Source organism: Pseudomonas sp. MPB26 (assembly GCF_046605355.1).
In the GTDB taxonomy this organism is placed as follows: Bacteria; Pseudomonadota; Gammaproteobacteria; order Pseudomonadales; family Pseudomonadaceae; genus Aquipseudomonas; species Aquipseudomonas cedrina.
Map to the genome: position 1 here is coordinate 876866 of NZ_CP176793.1, position 18099 is coordinate 894964.

17 protein-coding genes are annotated in these 18099 nt (G+C 61.7%); 13 read left to right on the forward strand and 4 right to left on the reverse strand.

Annotation, left to right across the window (positions count from 1 at the left end; all coding sequences use genetic code 11):
* The first annotated feature begins 3 nt into the window (after window positions 1-3).
* The 8 genes from ACLH0H_RS04125 (at window position 4) to ACLH0H_RS04160 (ending at window position 8331) form a co-directional block, all read left to right on the forward strand.
* Window positions 4-1113 (forward strand): mannuronate-specific alginate lyase, encoded by a 1110-nt coding sequence (locus ACLH0H_RS04125; protein ID WP_411381093.1) that lies wholly within the window; start codon window positions 4-6, stop codon window positions 1111-1113.
* Between the two features lie 226 nt (window positions 1114-1339).
* On the forward strand, window positions 1340-2872 hold the full coding sequence (locus tag ACLH0H_RS04130; protein ID WP_411381094.1) for an MBOAT family O-acyltransferase: 1533 nt from the start codon (window positions 1340-1342) through the stop codon (window positions 2870-2872).
* Window positions 2873-2883: 11 nt separating this feature from the next.
* A complete protein-coding gene (locus ACLH0H_RS04135; RefSeq protein ID WP_186688477.1) occupies window positions 2884-4053 on the forward strand; it encodes an alginate O-acetyltransferase in 1170 nt (389 codons plus the stop codon).
* 16 nt (window positions 4054-4069) lie between these two features.
* Window positions 4070-4726 carry an alginate O-acetyltransferase AlgF gene (locus tag ACLH0H_RS04140; protein ID WP_411381095.1) on the forward strand — a complete coding sequence of 219 codons (657 nt, stop codon included), beginning with the start codon at window positions 4070-4072 and terminating at the stop codon, window positions 4724-4726.
* 195 nt (window positions 4727-4921) lie between these two features.
* Window positions 4922-6373 carry a mannose-1-phosphate guanylyltransferase/mannose-6-phosphate isomerase gene (locus ACLH0H_RS04145; RefSeq protein ID WP_076951260.1) on the forward strand — a complete coding sequence of 484 codons (1452 nt, stop codon included), beginning with the start codon at window positions 4922-4924 and terminating at the stop codon, window positions 6371-6373.
* A 264-nt stretch (window positions 6374-6637) separates the two neighbouring features.
* Window positions 6638-7102 carry a multidrug transporter gene (locus ACLH0H_RS04150; RefSeq protein ID WP_411381096.1) on the forward strand — a complete coding sequence of 155 codons (465 nt, stop codon included), beginning with the start codon at window positions 6638-6640 and terminating at the stop codon, window positions 7100-7102.
* 14 nt (window positions 7103-7116) lie between these two features.
* The gene (locus ACLH0H_RS04155; RefSeq protein WP_411381097.1) at window positions 7117-7929 is read left to right on the forward strand and encodes an SDR family oxidoreductase; all 813 of its coding nucleotides are present in this window, start codon (window positions 7117-7119) and stop codon (window positions 7927-7929) included.
* Window positions 7930-8331, forward strand: coding sequence for a DUF4440 domain-containing protein (locus tag ACLH0H_RS04160; RefSeq protein WP_411381098.1), 402 nt, complete (start codon window positions 7930-7932; stop codon window positions 8329-8331). It begins immediately after the preceding gene.
* 104 nt (window positions 8332-8435) lie between these two features.
* Here the strand turns inward: ACLH0H_RS04160 and ACLH0H_RS04165 are convergent, their stop codons facing one another.
* The 4 genes from ACLH0H_RS04165 to ACLH0H_RS04180 are packed head-to-tail and all read right to left on the reverse strand — an operon-like array spanning window position 8436 to window position 13220.
* Entirely contained in the window at window positions 8436-9296 is an 861-nt protein-coding gene (locus ACLH0H_RS04165) for an efflux RND transporter periplasmic adaptor subunit (protein WP_411381099.1), read from the reverse strand.
* A gap of 10 nt (window positions 9297-9306) precedes the next feature.
* Window positions 9307-9507, reverse strand: a complete 201-nt coding sequence (locus ACLH0H_RS04170) for a DUF1656 domain-containing protein (protein WP_411381100.1) — start codon at window positions 9505-9507, stop codon at window positions 9307-9309.
* A complete protein-coding gene (locus tag ACLH0H_RS04175) occupies window positions 9497-11674 on the reverse strand; it encodes an FUSC family protein (protein WP_411381101.1) in 2178 nt (725 codons plus the stop codon). Before ACLH0H_RS04175 ends, ACLH0H_RS04170 begins: the two co-directional genes overlap by 11 nt.
* Before the next feature lie 10 nt (window positions 11675-11684).
* The gene (locus ACLH0H_RS04180; RefSeq protein WP_411381102.1) at window positions 11685-13220 is read right to left on the reverse strand and encodes an efflux transporter outer membrane subunit; all 1536 of its coding nucleotides are present in this window, start codon (window positions 13218-13220) and stop codon (window positions 11685-11687) included.
* Between the two features lie 181 nt (window positions 13221-13401).
* Here ACLH0H_RS04180 and ACLH0H_RS04185 point away from each other — a divergent pair, with 181 nt between their 5' ends.
* From ACLH0H_RS04185 to ACLH0H_RS04205, 5 genes are all read left to right on the forward strand, one after another.
* Window positions 13402-14370 carry a LysR family transcriptional regulator gene (locus tag ACLH0H_RS04185; RefSeq protein WP_314564688.1) on the forward strand — a complete coding sequence of 323 codons (969 nt, stop codon included), beginning with the start codon at window positions 13402-13404 and terminating at the stop codon, window positions 14368-14370.
* 209 nt (window positions 14371-14579) lie between these two features.
* Window positions 14580-15554 carry a 2-hydroxyacid dehydrogenase gene (locus ACLH0H_RS04190; RefSeq protein WP_411381103.1) on the forward strand — a complete coding sequence of 325 codons (975 nt, stop codon included), beginning with the start codon at window positions 14580-14582 and terminating at the stop codon, window positions 15552-15554.
* Between the two features lie 192 nt (window positions 15555-15746).
* Complete coding sequence (locus tag ACLH0H_RS04195; RefSeq protein ID WP_411381104.1) at window positions 15747-16649, forward strand: chemotaxis protein CheV; 903 nt, start codon at window positions 15747-15749, stop codon at window positions 16647-16649.
* 3 nt (window positions 16650-16652) lie between these two features.
* Entirely contained in the window at window positions 16653-17135 is a 483-nt protein-coding gene (locus ACLH0H_RS04200; protein ID WP_411381105.1) for a GNAT family N-acetyltransferase, read from the forward strand.
* Between the two features lie 109 nt (window positions 17136-17244).
* Window positions 17245-17988 (forward strand): YkgJ family cysteine cluster protein, encoded by a 744-nt coding sequence (locus ACLH0H_RS04205; protein ID WP_411381106.1) that lies wholly within the window; start codon window positions 17245-17247, stop codon window positions 17986-17988.
* Window positions 17989-18099: the final 111 nt, after the last annotated feature.

Here is an 18099-nt window from a genome sequence, read left to right on the forward strand (position 1 = left end):
CTTATGCAGAAATTACTGATTCCATCGTTACTGGGCTTGGCGATCTTCGCCGGCGCAGCCAACGCCGCCGCCCCGCTGCGTCCGCCCCAGGGCTACTTCGCACCGATCGAAGCGTTCAAGACCGGCGAGGCCAAGGAAAACTGCGACGCCATGCCGACGCCCTACACCGGGCCTCTGCAGTTTCGCAGCAAGTACGAAGGCTCCGACAAGGCGCGTTCGACGCTCAATGTGCAGTCGGAAAAAGCCTTTCGCGACAGTACCGCCGACATCACCAAGCTGGAAAAAGACACCAGCAAACGCGTGATGCAGTTCATGCGCGACGGTCGCCCGGAGCAGCTCGAATGCACGCTGAACTGGCTGGTGTCGTGGGCCAAGGCTGATGCGTTGATGTCCAAGGACTTCAACCACACCGGCAAATCGATGCGCAAATGGGCGCTGGGCAGCATGGCTTCGGCCTATGTGCGCCTGAAGTTCTCCGAGTCGCACCCGCTGGCCAACCACCCGCAGGAAGCGCAACTGATCGAAGCCTGGTTCAACAAACTGGCCGATCAAGTGGTCAGCGACTGGGACAACCTGCCGTTGGAAAAAACCAACAACCATTCCTACTGGGCCGCCTGGTCGGTGATGGCGACTTCCATCGCCACCAACCGCCGCGACCTGTTCGATTGGGCCGTCAAGGAATACAAGGTCGGCGTGAATCAGGTCGATGACCAGGGCTTCCTGCCCAATGAATTGAAGCGTCAGCAACGGGCTTTGTCGTACCACAACTACGCCCTGCCGCCGCTGTCGATGATCGCCAGTTTTGCCCTGGTCAACGGCGTTGACCTGCGCCAGGAAAACAACAGCGCGCTCAAGCGCCTCGGCGAAAAAGTGCTGGCCGGCGTGAAAGACCCGGAGATTTTCGAGAAGAAGAACGGCAAAGAGCAGGACATGAAGGACCTCAAGGAAGACATGAAATACGCCTGGCTTGAGCCCTTCTGCACCCTCTACACCTGCGCGCCGGATGTGATCGAGCGCAAGCATGGGATGCAGCCGTTCAAGACGTTCCGTCTGGGGGGTGACCTGACCAAGGTCTACGACCCGACGCATGAAAAAGGCAACAACGGTTCCTGACGAATTAACTGAAGAAATGGGTTCCCAATGTGGGAGCGGGCTTGCTCGCGAAAGCGGTGTATCAATCGACACATCTGTTACTGAACCACCGCATTCGCGAGCAAGCCCGCTCCCACAGTTAACCCGGTTTCTTCAGTAGGAATGTAATACCGCCCTCCCCGATTTTCGTGGGGGGTTTGGGGGGGCTGCGGCCCTTGACTGTTGGTTTAAACATGGAGAGATCGGGATGGTTTTCTCGTCCAATGTGTTCCTGTTTCTGTTCTTGCCGATCTTTCTCGGCTTGTACTATTTGAGCGGGCAACGCTATCGCAACTTGCTGCTGCTGCTGGCCAGCTACGTGTTCTACGCCTGGTGGCGAGTGGACTTCCTGGCCCTGTTCGCCGCCGTGACGCTGTGGAACTACTGGATCGGCCTCAAGGTCGGTGCGGCCGGCGTGCGCACCAAGCCGGCCCAGCGCTGGCTGCTGCTCGGCGTGGCAGTCGACCTGTGCATCCTCGGCTACTTCAAGTACGCCAACTTCGGCGTCGACAGCATCAACGTGATGATGAAGTCGATGGGCCTGGAGCCGTTCATCCTCACGCACGTGCTGTTGCCGATCGGGATCTCGTTCTACATCTTCGAGTCCATCAGCTACATCATCGACGTGTATCGCGGTGATACCCCGGCGACCCGCAACCTCATCGACTTCGCGGCGTTCGTGGCGATTTTCCCGCATCTGATCGCAGGCCCCGTGCTGCGCTTTCGCGACCTGGCCGACCAGTTCAACAACCGCACCCACACCCTGGATAAATTCTCCGAGGGCTGCACGCGGTTCATGCAGGGTTTCATCAAGAAGGTGTTCATCGCCGATACCCTGGCGGTGGTGGCCGACCATTGCTTCGCCTTGCAGAACCCGACGACTGGCGATGCCTGGCTTGGCGCGCTGGCCTACACCGCGCAGCTGTACTTCGACTTCTCCGGCTACAGCGACATGGCGATCGGCCTGGGCTTGATGATGGGTTTCCGCTTCATGGAAAACTTCAAGCAGCCGTACATCAGCCAGTCGATCACCGAGTTCTGGCGGCGCTGGCACATCAGCCTCTCCACCTGGCTGCGTGACTACCTGTACATCACCCTGGGCGGCAACCGTAAAGGCACGCTGATCACCTACCGCAACCTGTTCCTGACCATGCTGCTCGGTGGCCTGTGGCACGGTGCGAACATCACCTACATCGTGTGGGGTGCCTGGCACGGCATGTGGCTGGCGATCGAGAAAGCGATTGGCCTCAATACCGCGCCGCGTAGTTTCAATGTGCTGCGCTGGGCCTTCACCTTCCTGCTGGTGGTGATGGGCTGGGTGATCTTCCGCGCCGAGAACCTGCACGTTGCCGGGCGTATGTACGGTGCGATGTTCAGCTTTGGCGAGTGGTCGCTGTCGGAACTTAACCGCGCCAACCTCACCGGGCTGCAAGTGGCGACCCTGGTGGTGGCCTACGCAACCCTGGCGTTCTTCGGCCTGCGCGACTTCTACACCAATCGCCCCGCCGAGAAGACCAAACCGGCCGACCCGAGCCTGATCAAGGCCGTACCGGGCGACAACCCAGGCAGCATCCACGAGCCCGGTTTTACCGTGGGCCGTGACGCCGCCGTGCAACCGGCCTACTGGACCGCTGACTGGCCACGCTACGCCATGCGCGCTGCGGTGCTGCTGCTGTTCGTGGCGTCGATTCTCAAACTGTCGGCGCAGAGTTTCTCGCCGTTCCTTTACTTCCAATTCTGAGGGAGCCGACCATGACCCGTTCATTACGCGTCCTCTATATCGGCCTGTTCCTGGTGCTGTTGCTGGCCCTGGGCGCCTGGTCGCTGCGCAGCTTCTTCGGCTTCAGCACTAATGCAGACGCGACCGTGCTCAACGGCCGCTGGGCCAAAGCCGTCGAGACGCACTACGACGAGGAGTTCCCGATCAAGCGCCTGGGCACCAACCTGTGGGCGGCGCTGGACTACAAGCTGTTCAATGAAGGCCGCCCTGGCGTGGTGCTGGGCCGCGATCACTGGTTGTACAGCGACGAGGAGTTCAACCCCGCCGTCAACGAAGACCAGAACCTTGAAGGCAACTACGCGCTGGTCGAAGGCGTACGCCAGAAGCTCAAGGCCCAAGGCATTCAACTGGTGATGGCGATCGTGCCGGCCAAGGTGCGCCTGTACCCGGAGCACTTGGATGAGGTGAAACCCGCGAGCATCCACGCCAACCTGTACCAGGACTTCCATGCCCGCGTTGCGGCGGACAAGATCATCGCTCCGGACCTGCTCGGCCCCCTGCAACAAGCCAAGCTGGGCGGCAAGCAAGTGTTCCTGCGCACCGACACCCACTGGACGCCGGACGGCGCGGAAATCGCGGCCAAGCAGTTGGCCAAGGCGATTGCCGACAAGACCCCGCTGAGCGGCGAGCCACAGCAGTTTGTCACCGAGGCCGAAACAACTGTGCCGCATAAAGGCGACCTGCGTTTGTTCCTGCCGCTGGACCCGCTGTTCGAAAACCTGATGCCGCCTAAAGAGCCGCTGGAAAAACGCGTGACGCACCTGGCCGAAACCAAAGGCGACGACGCGCTGTTCAGCGACAGCGAAACCCCGGTGGCCCTGGTGGGCACCAGCTACAGCGCCAACCCCAACTGGAACTTCGTGGGCGCGCTCAAGCAAGCCCTGGGCCGCGACGTGGTCAGCTACGCCGAAGACGGCCACGGCCCGATCCTGCCGATGCTCAGCTACCTCAAAAGCGATGACTTCAAGAACAGCCCGCCACAGGTGCTGGTCTGGGAGTTCCCTGAACGTTATCTGCCTATCAACAACGAAATCGGCGATGCCGACCCTTCATGGGTTGCGCAGCTGAAACAAGCCGGTTCGCGCCAACAAAACATGGCAATCAACACTAAATCCGAGACGCCCGACCGGGCGCAAAACTGAAAGAGAGGTAACTCACATGACTTTCACTACAACTCCGCGTCGTCTCGCCAAGACCCTGGCCATCGCTGCCGGCTTGAGCTTCGTATCCATGTCCGCCTTCGCCGGCGGTGACGCCGCCCTGTATGGCCCGACCGCGCCAAAAGGCTCGAGCTTCGTGCGAATCTACAACGCTTCGAACCAGGAAGTCAGCGCGACGGTGGGCAGCACCAACCTGAGCGAAGTCGCGCCACTGGCCAGCAGCGATTTCAGCTTCATGCCTGGCGGTGACTACAGCGCCAAGGTCGGCAGCCAGACCGTGCCGGTCAAACTGGCTCCCGATCACTACTACACCCTGGTCAACAGCGGCAGCGGCCAGCCACAGCTGATCGAAGAACCGCCGTTCAAGAACAAGCAGAAGTCCCTGGTGCGTGTGCAGAACCTCAGCGACAAAGCGCTGACCCTGAAAACCGCCGATGGCAAGACTGACGTGGTCAAGGCGGTCGCAGCCAAAAGCCGCGGCGAACGCGAAATCAACCCGGTGAAGGTGAGCCTGGCGTTGTATGACGGTGACAAGAAGGTCGGCGATGTGAAGCCGGTTGCCCTGGAGCGCGGTGAAGCGGCGGTGCTGTACGTCACAGGCTCCGGTTCGAACCTGTCGCCAGTCTGGGTAAAACGTCCCGTGTCGACCCGCTGAATGAATTCCTGAACTGACCTATGCCCCCTGTGGGAGCCGGGCTTGCCCGCGATAGCGATGGTAAATCCAACATCGCCATCGCAGGCAAGCCAGCTCCCACAAGGATCGAGGCGTCAGTTCGGACCGAGACAAAAACAAGAGTGAAACGACAAACCTTCGTAGCTCTGACCCAAATCGATTCAAGGAGAAACCCCCATGATTCCAGTAATCCTTTCCGGTGGTAGCGGCTCACGTCTTTGGCCGCTTTCCCGCAAACAGTTCCCGAAACAATTCCTGGCCCTGACCGGCGAGCACACCCTGTTCCAGCAAACCCTGGAACGCCTGGTGTTCGAAGGCATGGACTCCCCGATCGTGGTCTGCAACAAGGACCACCGTTTTATCGTCAACGAGCAACTGGCCGCGCGCAAGCTCGAATGCCAGCGCATCCTGATGGAGCCCTTCGGCCGCAACACCGCGCCGGCCGTGGCCCTCACTGCGATGATGCTGGTCAATGAAGGCCGTGACGAACTGATGCTGGTGCTGCCGGCCGACCACGTGATCGACGACCAGAAAGCCCTGCAACGTGCCCTGGCCCTGGCCACCGTAGCGGCCGAACGCGGCGAGATGGTGCTGTTCGGCGTGCCGGCGACCCGTCCGGAAACCGGTTATGGCTACATCAAGTCCACCAACGATGCGCTGCTGCCCGAGGGCGTGAGCCGCGTCGAACAGTTCGTGGAGAAGCCCGATGAAAAACGCGCCGTCGAGTTCGTCAAGAGCGGCGGTTACTTCTGGAACAGCGGCATGTTCCTGTTCCGTGCCAGCCGCTTCCTCGAAGAGCTGAAAAAACACGATCCGGACATCTACGACACCTGCCTGCTGACCCTTGAGCGCAGCCAGCAGGATGCTGACACCGTCACCTTTGACGAAGCCACTTTCGCCTGCTGCCCGGACAACTCCATCGACTACGCCGTGATGGAAAAAACCCAGCGCGCCTGCGTGGTGCCGCTGAGCGCCGGTTGGAGCGACGTGGGCTGCTGGGCGTCGCTGTGGGCGGTCAACGATAAAGATGTCCACGGTAACGTGAGCAAAGGCGACGTGGTGATCCAAGACAGCCGCAACTGCATGATCCACGGCAACGGCAAACTGGTGTCGGTGATCGGCCTGGACAACATCGTGGTAGTGGAAACCAAGGACGCGATGATGATTGCCCACAAGGACAAGGTCCAGGGCGTCAAGCAGATGGTCTCGACCCTTAATGACCAGGGCCGCAGCGAAACCCAGAACCACTGCGAAGTCTATCGTCCGTGGGGCTCCTACGACTCGGTGGACATGGGCGGTCGCTTCCAGGTCAAGCACATCTCGGTCAAGCCGGGCGCGTGCCTGTCGCTGCAGATGCACCACCACCGCGCCGAACACTGGATCGTGGTCAGCGGCACGGCCGAAGTGACCTGCGATGAAAACGTGTTCCTGCTCACCGAAAACCAGTCCACCTACATCCCGATCGCCTCGGTGCACCGCCTGCGCAACCCGGGCAAGATCCCGTTGGAGATCATCGAAGTGCAATCGGGCAGCTACCTGGGCGAAGACGATATCGAGCGCTTCGAAGACATCTACGGTCGCTCAACCCCGGTTGAACGTGGCGTGTCGGTGAAAACTATCGCGCAGTAATACAGTCGTAAGAGAAGCCCTCGCCCAACCCATTGCGTCCCCTATCCGCAGTGGGTTGGGTGGGGGCTTTTTTGTTTGGGCCTTGCAGTGGCTGTAAGGGCCTCTTCGCAGGCAAGCCAGCTCCCACAGTTAACCGCATTGCAAAGGATGTACCCCGGTCAACTGTAGGAGCTGGCTTGCCTGCGAAGGCGTCCGGCAGCACACCCGATAGTCAACCCGCCTGCCCCGCAGTAGGATGGCTCATCCATTTCTGAGGCAACCTCAATGTTCTTCGGCGTTTTCCTGATCATCACCTGGCTGATCCTGCTGCTGCGCTATCCCGCCAAGGCCTTGCCGGTATCTCTCGCCGCCGCTGTCGGCCTGGGCTTCGTAGCGATCTGGATGGTATGGCTGGATAACCGTGAAGCTTCCCAACTGGCGCGCCTTGAGCTGCGCATCACCTACGCCCCGCAGGAATGCCCCGCCGACCGACCGCTTAAGCTGACCCTCAACAACGGTAACGACGTACCATTGACCGAACTGCGCTGGCGCGTTGCCGCCCATGCACCGGGTGACACAGTCAACCTGGCCGATAGCGTCTATGCTGCCCCCCGCTATCGCGGCCCCGGCGAGTTGCAGGCCGGCGCGACCTGGGACGATTGCTTGCCCACACCGCCGCTGCGCCCCGGCTACCGCCCGCAAACCCTGGAATTTCGTGCCGAGCACCTGCAAGGCAGTTTCTCGGACTGACAAAGGACTGAGTCATGCCCAACGTACTCATCACCGGCTGCTCCAGCGGCATTGGCCGCGCCCTGGCGGACGCCTTCAAAGCCGCCGGCTACACCGTATGGGCCAGCGCGCGTCGCCCGGAAGACGTAACCGCCCTCGCCGCCGCGGGTTTCAATGCAGTCGAACTCGACGTCAACGACCGAGCCGCGCTACAGCGCCTGGCCGAACAACTAAGTGAGCTGGATGTGCTGGTCAACAACGCCGGCTACGGCGGCATGGGTCCGTTGCTCGATGGCGGTACCGAGGCCATGCAGCGCCAGTTCGAAACCAATGTGTTCGCTATCGTCGGCGTAACCCAGGCGTTGTTCCCGGCCCTGCGCCGCAGCAAAGGCCTGGTGGTGAACATCGGCAGTGTTTCCGGCGTATTAGTCACACCGTTTGCCGGCGCCTACTGCGCTTCCAAGGCGGCAGTGCATGCGTTGAGTGATGCATTGCGCATGGAGCTGGCGCCGTTCGGCGTGCGCGTGATGGAAGTTCAACCCGGCGCCATTGATACAAGCTTTGCAAAAAACGCCGGCGCCCAGGCCGAGCTGTTGATCAACGAACAATCGCCGTGGTGGCCGTTGCGCGAAGGCATTCGCGCACGCAGCCAGGCTTCCCAGGACAAGCCGACGCCGGCCAACGAATTTGCGGCCGATGTGCTCAAAGCCGTGCAACAGCCAAAACCGCCCCGCCTGCTGCGTTCGGGCAATGGCAGCCGAGCGTTGCCGTTGATGGCGGCGTTAGTGCCCAAAGGGTTATTGGAGAAGGTGTTGAACAAACGCTTTGGATTGGACAGGAGTTTATAAATGATCGACTACAGCGATTTTTTCGAAGAAGTGATCCAGACCCACGTCGAGATCGAGCAATGGTTTGCCGGCGCTGCGCCTGAGGGCACCCTGCAAAATTTGCTGGCGCGCTTCTCGCCTGAATTCAGCATGGTCGCCCCCGCCACCGGCACGCGGGTGAATGCGGCCGGGGTCAAAGCACTGTTCACGCGCCTGGGCGGCATGCGGCCGGGGTTGAAAATCACCTTGAGCGAGATGGCGGGAATCGACCGCCATGCACGCGGCGCCACCGTGACCTACCGCGAGCATCAGATCGATGACAGCGGCACGCAGACCGATCGGCGCGCCACGGTGGTCTTCGAAAAACAAGCCAGTGGCGCGCTGCTGTGGCGCCATCTGCATGAGACCTTTATCAAGGCCTGACTCGGTCAAAAACTGTGGGAGCTGGCTTGCCTGCGATGGCGGCGGGTCAGTTGGGTATACGTTAACTGACACTGCGCTATCGCAGGCAAGCCAGCTCCCACCGTTTAGTTTTGTGTTTGGTTCACGATGACGGTGCAGGTAATGCCTGCTGCCAACAGTACGCCCTCCGGCACTTCATCAATATGAATCCGCACCGGCACCCGCTGGGCCAGGCGCACCCAGTTGAACGTTGGATTCACATCCGCAATCAGTTCTCGGCTCTCCGGATTGTCCCGGTCGTAGATGCCGCGCGAGATGCTTTCCACGTGGCCCTTCAAGGTCTCGCCGCTCATGAGTTGCATATCGGCTTTGTCACCGACTTTCACATGGGGCAGTTTGGTTTCCTCGAAGAAGCCGTAGACCCAGAACGAGTTCATGTCGACCACGGCCATCTTGGCTTCGCCGATGCGTGCGTAGTCGCCGCGGTGCACGTTGAGGTTGGTGACGTAGCCGTCCACTGCCGCCACCACCTGGGTGCGTTTCAGGTTGAGCTCGGCCGCTTCCAGCTGGGCCAACGCGTGTTGGTAATCGGCGAACGCCGAGTCGGCGATGTTGCTGGCGTCGTCGCGGTTTTCCCTGGAAATCACCAGGGCGTCGAGGTCGGCGCGGCGGTGGGCGTTGACCTTGCGCATTTCCCAGGTGGCTTTGCGCGAGGCGACCAGCGATTGCGCCTGTTTGACGGCGATGCGGTAGTGCTCGGGGTCGATCTGCATCAGCAGGTCGCCTTTTTTGACAAGCTGGTTATCGCGCACCGGCACGTCAACCACTTCACCGGTGACGTCGGCGGCCACGTTGATGATATCGGCCCGTACACGGCCATCACGCGTCCACGGTGTTTCCATGTAGTGCACCCACAACGTGCGGCCAATCCAGATCGCCAGGGCCAGTACCAGCAAGGTCGCGAGCAGGCTGAAAAACTTTTTCATCGGGGCAGTCTCAACGGTAGACGGTCAGCGCCAGGGCGCCGAACAGGCAAACGAACAGGCTCAGGCGCAGCAACGCCGGGTGCCAGAAAAAACGGTACAGGTCGAACCCGGCCGCGAAGCGGTCCAGCGCCCAGGCCAGCATGGCGGCGATCAGGAACATCAGGGTCATGGTCGGCATGTACAGGCCGTGGAATGCGATTTCACGAGGCATTCGGGATTCCTTTGAGGGCCGCCAGCGGTGATTGTGGGTCCAGCAACGAGGTGCGGATAAAGTGCAGGTAGCTTTTCACCCGCCGCAGGGCCGAGGTGTCGAAGTGCGGGGCGAAGGGTTCGTCGGTGGCCTGCACGCGGCTGATCGCGTGATCGACAGCGATCAGGCCGCGCTCCAGATTGCTCGCGCTAGGTTGCAGGAACAGCCGCACCAGCGAGCGCCCCATCACGCGGATCGCCTGGCGCCACGGCTGGGATTCGGCGTACGCCGGGTGCACCGGTAGAATCGCCTGTTCCTTGCGCAGTTCAATGATCGCGTGGCCGACCTCCAGCACCACGAACATCCAGCGCAGCAGGTCGCGCTGTACCTGCGGCTGGCCGACGGCGAGGCCATACGCTTGGTGCAAGAGATCGCGGGTACGGCTTTCGAAACTTGACGCCAGTCCCTTGAGCCTGCCGCTGATGGCGTACACCACCTGCTCGCGCAGGTCCTGCTCCAACCGCCGCCAGAGCCAGCGGCTGTTGGGCGGCAGGATGATCGCCCCCGCCGCCGCGCACACCAGCATGCCGACGACCATGGCGATGTAGTCGTTGATGAAGGTGTAGGGGTTGTAGACCGTCAGGTTGTCCGGCACTGACCCGGTGCTGAAAAAGATCAGCAAGCCGACGCCGACACCGGCGTATTGCGGGCGTGACGCGAGGAAGGCGCCAAAGATGATCACCGGCGCCAACATCACGCACAGCAGCGGGAAGCCATCGATCCAGGGAAACACGAAGAACATCTCGACAAAGCCCACCAACGCACCGATCAACGTGCCGCACGCCATCTGGAATGCCATGCGCTTGGGGTTCGGTGTCGCGGCGGACAGGCCGACGGTGGCCGCGGCGATCAGGGTCATGGTTGCGCCGCTCGGCCAGGCGGTGGCCACCCAATAACTGCCCAGCACGATCAGGATAAATGACGCACGAATGCCAGACGCGGCGCAGGCCAGCCAGTTGGTTTTCGGGATAAACGTTTCGTCCCATTGCTCGCGCGCATGGCGGTGATCAGCAAGCGAAGCGTGGGTTTGCGCATAGTTGTGCAGATCGTCGACGAAGCGATAGAGCAGCTCGTAGGCGGTGTGGAAATCCAACTGCTCGGCTTCGCTCGGACTCGCTTCCTGGAAAGTGGCACGCAGGCTGCGGACCTTGGCAGGCAGGCCGTCCTTATAGGCACTCAGTTGGTCGACCAGGCGCACCGCATCAGGGCTGGTGAGCGCGCGGCCCGAGAAACCATCGAGCACTTCGGCAAGGTCCTGCAGGCCGGGTTTGATTGCCGCGACCACATGGTCGGCTTCATCCTTGCGCAGTCGCTCAAGCAGCTGGTGCAAGGCATTGAAACGCGTGGTAATGCTCATGAATTCGCTGTTGAGGCGGCTGAGCCTGCCGTTGCGCCGGCGCATGTGCGGGTCTTCAAATACGGTGATGCTGCGCAGCCCCTCCAGGCCCACAGCTTCGGCGATAAAGCGCACGTTGCTGGCCTCGAAGGCTTCAGGTTGGCTGCGGCCGCGCAAGCCATCGGTGACAAACAGCGCGAAGACGCCGAAACGCTGGTACAGGGCGTTGCGCATGGCCGCACTGGTGGTTTGCGGCAGGATCGCCGCGCTGACCAGCGTGGCGCACAAAATCCCCAGGGAGATTTCCAGCACCCGCCATACCGCCGCCATAAAGGCACCCTCCGGATGGGCGAGCGCGGGCAGGCCGACCATTGCCGCCGTATAGCCGGCCAGCACGAAACCGTAGGCGCGAAAGTTGCGATTGCGTGTCGCACCCGCTGTGCAGACACCCACCCAGATTGCCAGCGCACCGAGGAACAATTCCGTGTTCTGGGCAAACAAGGCGATCAGCAACACCATCACCGCCGACCCTGCCAGGGTGCCGAGGAAGCGATAGAAACTCTTGGCGAACACCTGGCCGCTCTGCGGCTGCATCACGATAAATACTGTGATCATCGCCGTGCGCGGTTGCGGCAATTCCAGGCGCATCGCCAACCACAGCGTGAGGAACGCCGCGATCAGCACCTTGAAGATATACACCCAGGTCACGCCATCACTGCGTGCCCAGTCGAAAAAGCCACGGCGCCATTCAAGGGCGTACAACCAGCGCAGCGGTGCAGGCAAGGGGGTCATCGGATCCTACTCAGTGATCAAACACGGCCAGCGCCGCCGGGGTCTTGCTCGGGAGGGTCTTGGCGGGTTGCGGCACGTCGTTGCCGGCACCAAGGCCGCCGCCCAGGGCGGTGACCAGTTCGGCGTGGGCGCTCAGGCGTGCGGCCTGCACCTGTTGCTCGATCTGTTGCTGATGGAAGAGCAACGTTTGCGCGTTCAGCACATTGAGGTAATCGGTAAAGCCGCGCTGGTAGGCGATCATTGCGATGTCGTAAGTCTTGCGCGCCGACGCTACCGATTGCGCGGCAAAGGACGATTGCTTATCCATCGACTCACGACGGATCAATTGGTCGCTGATGCCTTTGAGGGCATTGACCAGGGTCTGGTTGTACTGGGCCACAGCGATGTCATAACCGGCGCTGGCTTCACCCAGTTGCGCACGCAAGCGCCCACCATCGAAAATCGGCAGCGTGATCGCAGGGCCGACGGTGTAGTTGAATTTCTTGCCCGCCAGAAACGCGAGCATGCCGCCACCGGTCGCCATGTAGCCGAGGCTGCCCACCAGGTCGACGTTGGGATAGAACCCTGCATGCGCCACATCGATGCCACGGGCCTGGGCCGCGACTTGCCAGCGGCTGGCGACCACGTCCGGACGCTGCCCGAGCAATTGCGCAGGCAGGCTCGACGGCAGCTTCAGCGCAGCCGCGAGGGACAAGGTCGGGCGCTGCAACTGCGCGCCCTCCCCCGGGCCTTTACCGGCCAACGCTGCAAGCTGGTTACGGCTCAGGGCGATTTCCTCGTCGAGGGCGTCCAGTTGGCGATGCGTTTCCGGCAACGGCGTTTCGGCCTGGCTGACATCGAACTGGGTGCCGATCCCGGCACTCAGGCGTTTGTTGGCCAGGTCGAGAATCTGCTGCTGTTGCGCCAGGGTCGCCGCGACGATATCGCGGTTGGCGTAGTGCAAAGACAGTTGGATATAGGCGCGCACCACGTTGTTCTGCAATTCGAGCTGGGCCTGGCGCGCTTGCGCAACGCTCATGTGCGCCAGGTCGACGGCACGTTCGCTGGCGTTGCTTTCGCGGCCCCACAGATCCAGGGCATAGCTCAGGCCCAGCGACGCATTGTTGTCCCAGGTGTTGGCACCGCTCAGCTCGCCGGGACCATAGAATTGATCCTTCGGCCAATTGTGGCGCTTGAGGGTGGTGTCGCTGTTGACCTGCAACGACTCGGCGGCCTCGGCAATCCCGGCCATCGCCCGTGCTTCACGCACCCGTGCGACGGCCACGGCCATGCTTGGGCTGCCCTGAGTGGCGAGGTCGACCCAGCGATCGAGTTGAGGGTCGCCGTAGGCTTGCCACCATTGCGCGGTGGGCCAGTGGGCGTCCTTGGCGGCGCTCTGGATAGCTTCGTCGGTGGCCAGGTTGTTGGCGTCGATGGACTGGCTTTGGGGCGCGATTCCTCCGGTTCCGATGCAGCCGCTGATTGCCAGCGATAAGGCCCAGACACTGAGAGCCTGCAGCCCTCTGTCAATGAGAGTCTTCAGCTCTCTGCTGATGCGACGCGGCACGGCAAGCGAATTCCTGAGGTGGTAGTGCGGGAAGGTGGCGCAATTCTAGGCGGCGGCATGAAGGACGATAAGCGGGCATTCCTGTGAATCTTTGTTACCGTTCAAGCGATAATCCGTTGGTAGGGATCACTGGACGGCGCAACTTTCTGTCACAATTTGCTATCTCCCCTGAGAACACTCCATGGACACTTTGCAAAACATGCGCGCCTTCAGTTGCGTGGCCGAAGCCGGCAGCTTCACCGCAGCCGCGGTGCAACTGGATACCACCACTGCCAATGTGTCGCGCGCGGTCTCCAACCTTGAGGCCCATCTGCAAACCCGCTTGCTCAACCGCACCACCCGGCGCATTGCCCTGACCGAGGCCGGCAAACGCTATTTGCTGCGCTGCGAGCAGATCCTGGCCTATGTCGAGGAAGCCGAGGCCGAAGCCAGCGACGCACACGCGCGCCCTTCCGGGCAGCTGAAAGTGCACACCATGACCGGCATCGGCCAGCATTTCGTCATCGACGCCATCGCCCGTTACCGCCGCACCCACCCGGACGTGACCTTCGACCTGACCCTGGCCAACCGTGTGCCGGACTTGCTCGATGAGGGCTATGACGTGTCCATCGTGCTGGCCAGCGAACTGCCGGACTCGGGTTTCGTGTCCCAACGCCTGGGTATCACCTACAGCATCGCCTGTGCCTCGCCGGATTACGTGAAAGCCAAGGGCTGCGCCCATCGCCCCCATGACCTGCTCAACCACGCGTGCCTGCGCCTGGTCAGCCCGGTGATCCAGCTGGACAAGTGGACCTTCAACGGCCCCGAAGGCCAGGAAAGCGTGGCCATCAACACATCTCCCTTCTTGGTGAACTCGGCCGATGCGATGAAAACCGCGATCACCAGCGGCATGGGCATCGGCCTGCTGCCGGTGTACGCGGCCATCGAAGGGCTGCGCAATGGCACCCTGGTGCGGGTCATGCCCAACTACCGCTCCCAAGAGTTGAACCTGTACGCCATCTACCCGTCGCGTCAGTATCTGGATGCGAAGATCAAGACCTGGGTCGAATACCTACGCGGTTCGTTGCCGGAAATTATGGCGGCGCACCAGGCGGAGTTGGTGGCGTATGAATTGAGCGGCAGCCTGAGCGGCGCTCGCCTGGCGAACTGATTGTTGTCAAACACCGCAGATTCAATGTGTGGGCTTGCTCGCGAAAGCGGTGTGTCAGCCACAGATAAGTTGACTGACCCACCGCATTCGCGAGCAAGCCCGCTCCCACATTTGATCAGTGTTCAGTTCGGGTCCGCCGCGTCCTGACAATTGTGCACAGGAATGTTAGCGTGCTTGGCATTCTTCCGTAGTCGATGAGCCCGCCTGCCATGAAAAAGACTGTCCTCGCCTTCAGCCGCGTCAGCCCGGCAATGATCGAACGCCTGCAACAGGATTTCGAGGTGATCGCGCCCAACCCCAAGCTGGGGGATATCAACGCTCAATTCAATGAAGCACTGCCCCACGCCCACGGCCTGATTGGCGTGGGCCGCAAGCTGGGGCGCGAGCAGTTGCAGGGCGCGGGCAAGCTGGAGGTGGTGTCCAGCGTGTCGGTGGGCTACGACAACTATGACGTGCCGTACTTCAATGAGCGCGGGATCATGCTCACCAATACGCCCGACGTCCTCACCGAAAGCACCGCCGACCTGGCCTTCGCCTTGCTGATGAGCAGCGCGCGCCGGGTGGCCGAACTCGACGCCTGGACCAAGGCCGGCCAGTGGAAAGCCAGCGTCGGCGCGCCGTTGTTTGGTTGCGATGTGCATGGCAAGACGCTGGGCATCGTCGGCATGGGCAATATCGGCGCGGCCGTGGCCCGGCGTGGGCGGCTGGGTTTCAACATGCCGATCCTGTACAGCGGCAACAGCCGCAAGACGGCGCTTGAGCAAGAACTCGGTGCGCAGTTTCGCAGCCTGGACCAGTTGCTGGCCGAGGCGGACTTCGTCTGCCTGGTGGTGCCGTTGAGCGAAAAGACCCGTCATTTGATCAGCACCCGCGAGCTGGGACTGATGAAGTCCAGCGCGATCCTGATCAACATCTCCCGCGGCCCGGTGGTCGATGAGCCGGCGCTGATCGAAGCCCTGCAAACCCAGCGCATCCGTGGTGCCGGGCTGGATGTGTATGAGCAGGAGCCGCTGGCCGAGTCACCACTGTTCCAACTGAGCAATGCCGTGACCTTGCCGCATATCGGTTCGGCCACGCACGAAACCCGTGAAGCCATGGCCAACCGCGCCCTGGACAACCTGCGCAGCGCCCTGCTGGGTCAGCGTCCGCAGGATCTGGTGAACCCGCAAGTCTGGAGGGGTTGACACAAATTCCCTGTGGGAGCTGGCTTGCCTGCGATGCAGGCGCCTCGGTCTTTCAGTTGCACCGGGGTGATGCTATCGCAGGCAAGCCAGCTCCCACACAAGCTCTGCCCGACACAAAATCCGGTTAAAGCCTGGCGCCCCCAAGTCGATAACCCTCTATAGATCACCATCCTTGATCCACAGAAGGTTTTTATGCCCACCACCAAAGCCCGCGCAGACTCACTTTCACTTCTGCTCTTTACCTTGCGCAGCGGCAAGCTGATGGCCATCAACCTGCTGAAAGTCAGCGAAATCATCCCCTGCCCGCCGCTGACCAAGCTGCCGGAGTCCCACCCTCACGTCAAAGGCATCGCCACCTTGCGCGGCAACTCGCTGGCGGTGATCGACCTGAGTCGCGCCTTGGGGGAAATGCCGCTGGCAGACCCGGACGGCGGCTGCCTGATCGTCACCGATGTGAGCCGTTCCAAGCAGGGCCTGCATGTGCAGGCGGTGAGCAAGATCGTGCATTGCCTGACCACCGACATTCGTCCGCCGCCCTATGGCTCCGGCGGTAACCGCGCATTCATTACCGGGGTCACCCAGGTCGAAGGCGGCCTGGTGCAGGTGCTGGATATCGAAAAAGTCATCCACGGCATCGCCCCGGCACCGATCGAAGTGGCACCGACCGACCTGACCATGGATGAAGCCGAAGTGTTGGGCTACGCGCGCATCCTGGTGGTGGACGACAGCCAGGTCGCCCTGCAGCAATCGGTGCACACCCTGCGCAACCTCGGCCTCACCTGCCACACCGCGCGCAGTGCCAAGGAAGCCATCGATGTGCTGCTGGAGCTGCAGGGCACGGCCGAACAGATCAACGTGGTGGTGTCGGATATCGAGATGTCTGAAATGGACGGCTACGCCCTTACCCGCACCCTGCGCGAGACCCCGGACTTCCAGCACCTTTATGTGCTGCTGCACACCTCTCTGGACAGCGCAATGAACAGCGAAAAAGCCCGCCTGGCCGGCGCCAACGCGGTGCTGACCAAGTTCTCCTCGCCCGAACTGACCAAGTGCCTGGTGGTGGCGGCGCAGAGCGTGGCACAACAGGGACAGTAATAAGTGACCGCGTACTTCCAACTGCTGCGCCGCGACCTCACCGGCAGCCTTCCCGCCCCGCAATGGCCGGTGGGTACCCAGTTGGACCATTACCGCGACGACCTGGCCCCGGCGATTCATGCGGTATTGCGCCTGGCCCAGGACCAGGGCGGCGGCCGCGTTCCCAACCTGCAAACCTGGCAGCGTCAGTTCGTCACCGATGCCGAGTTCGATCCCACGCTGTGCCTGGTCGCCAGTAACGCCGAGGGCATTCTCGGCGTGGCACAGTGCTGGACCAGCGCATTCATCAAGAACCTCTGCGTTCACCCTTGCGCCCAAGGCCAGGGATTGGGCCGCGCGCTGCTGCTGCACAGCTTCCAGGTCTTCAAACAGCGCGGCGAGCCCTATGTGGACCTCAAGGTCATGGAGAGCAACCTGCGCGCACGGCAGCTGTATGAAAGTTCGGGTATGAGATTTGTCCTACGCGATGCAGTGCCCGAGGACTGAGCGGCACTGGCGTATAACTTGCTTCCATAGAGACAAAACGGTGAACAGAGGTAAAAACCCGTCACCGTTCCTGCGTGCCTCTCTGACCTAGCCTGGTGACAGATCTGCCATGAACACTCACTTTTCCTGCGTCGGTTGCGGCAAATGCTGCTCTGACCATCACGTGCCCCTGACCCTCGCCGAAGCCCGGATGTGGGCGGCCGACGGCGGTACTGTCATTGTTCTGGTGGAGGGGTTCCTGGGCAATGGCCTGGGCCTGCCCCAGCAGCAACGCGAACATGCCGAACGCCGTTCGGTGGTGGTACCCAGTGGCAACACCGAGGCGTTCGTGGCAATCACCTTTGCCGCCTACAACGCCGGCCGCTGCCGGAATCTTGACGAAGACAACCTGTGCCGCATCTACGCGCGTCGCCCGTTGGTGTGCCGCATCTACCCGATGGAGATCAACCCGCATATCCCGCTGAACCCCGCCGCCAAGGATTGCCCGCCGGAGTCCTGGGAACAGGGGCCGGCGCTGATCGTCGGTGGCGAGTTGATAGACCCGGAACTGGCGGAGTTGATCCGCCGCTCACGCCAGGCCGACCGCGACGATGTACAGGCCAAGGAAGCGGTATGTGCCTTGCTGGGCATCAAGACCACGGCGCTCAAAGGTGACGGATTTACCGCCTACCTGCCGGACATGGGCGCATTTGCCCTGGCGATTGACAGAGCGGCGGAGCGCCCGTCCGTGGCCAATGAGTGGCTGTTTCATGTATCGGGGATGGACATCGCCGAACAGGTGCTGGAGGCCGGGGCGCAGATTGCAACCGAGGTGCCGGCCAACTATGCGTTTATCTCGCTGCGGGCTGCGTAAGCCTTGCCGGCTTGACGAATCTCTGTAGTGAGCGGGCTTGTCGAATCGTCGCACCGCCCGCGCCGGGTGGCGAAGCCGCCCCAATAAAGACACCGCCGACCTACAGGTAAA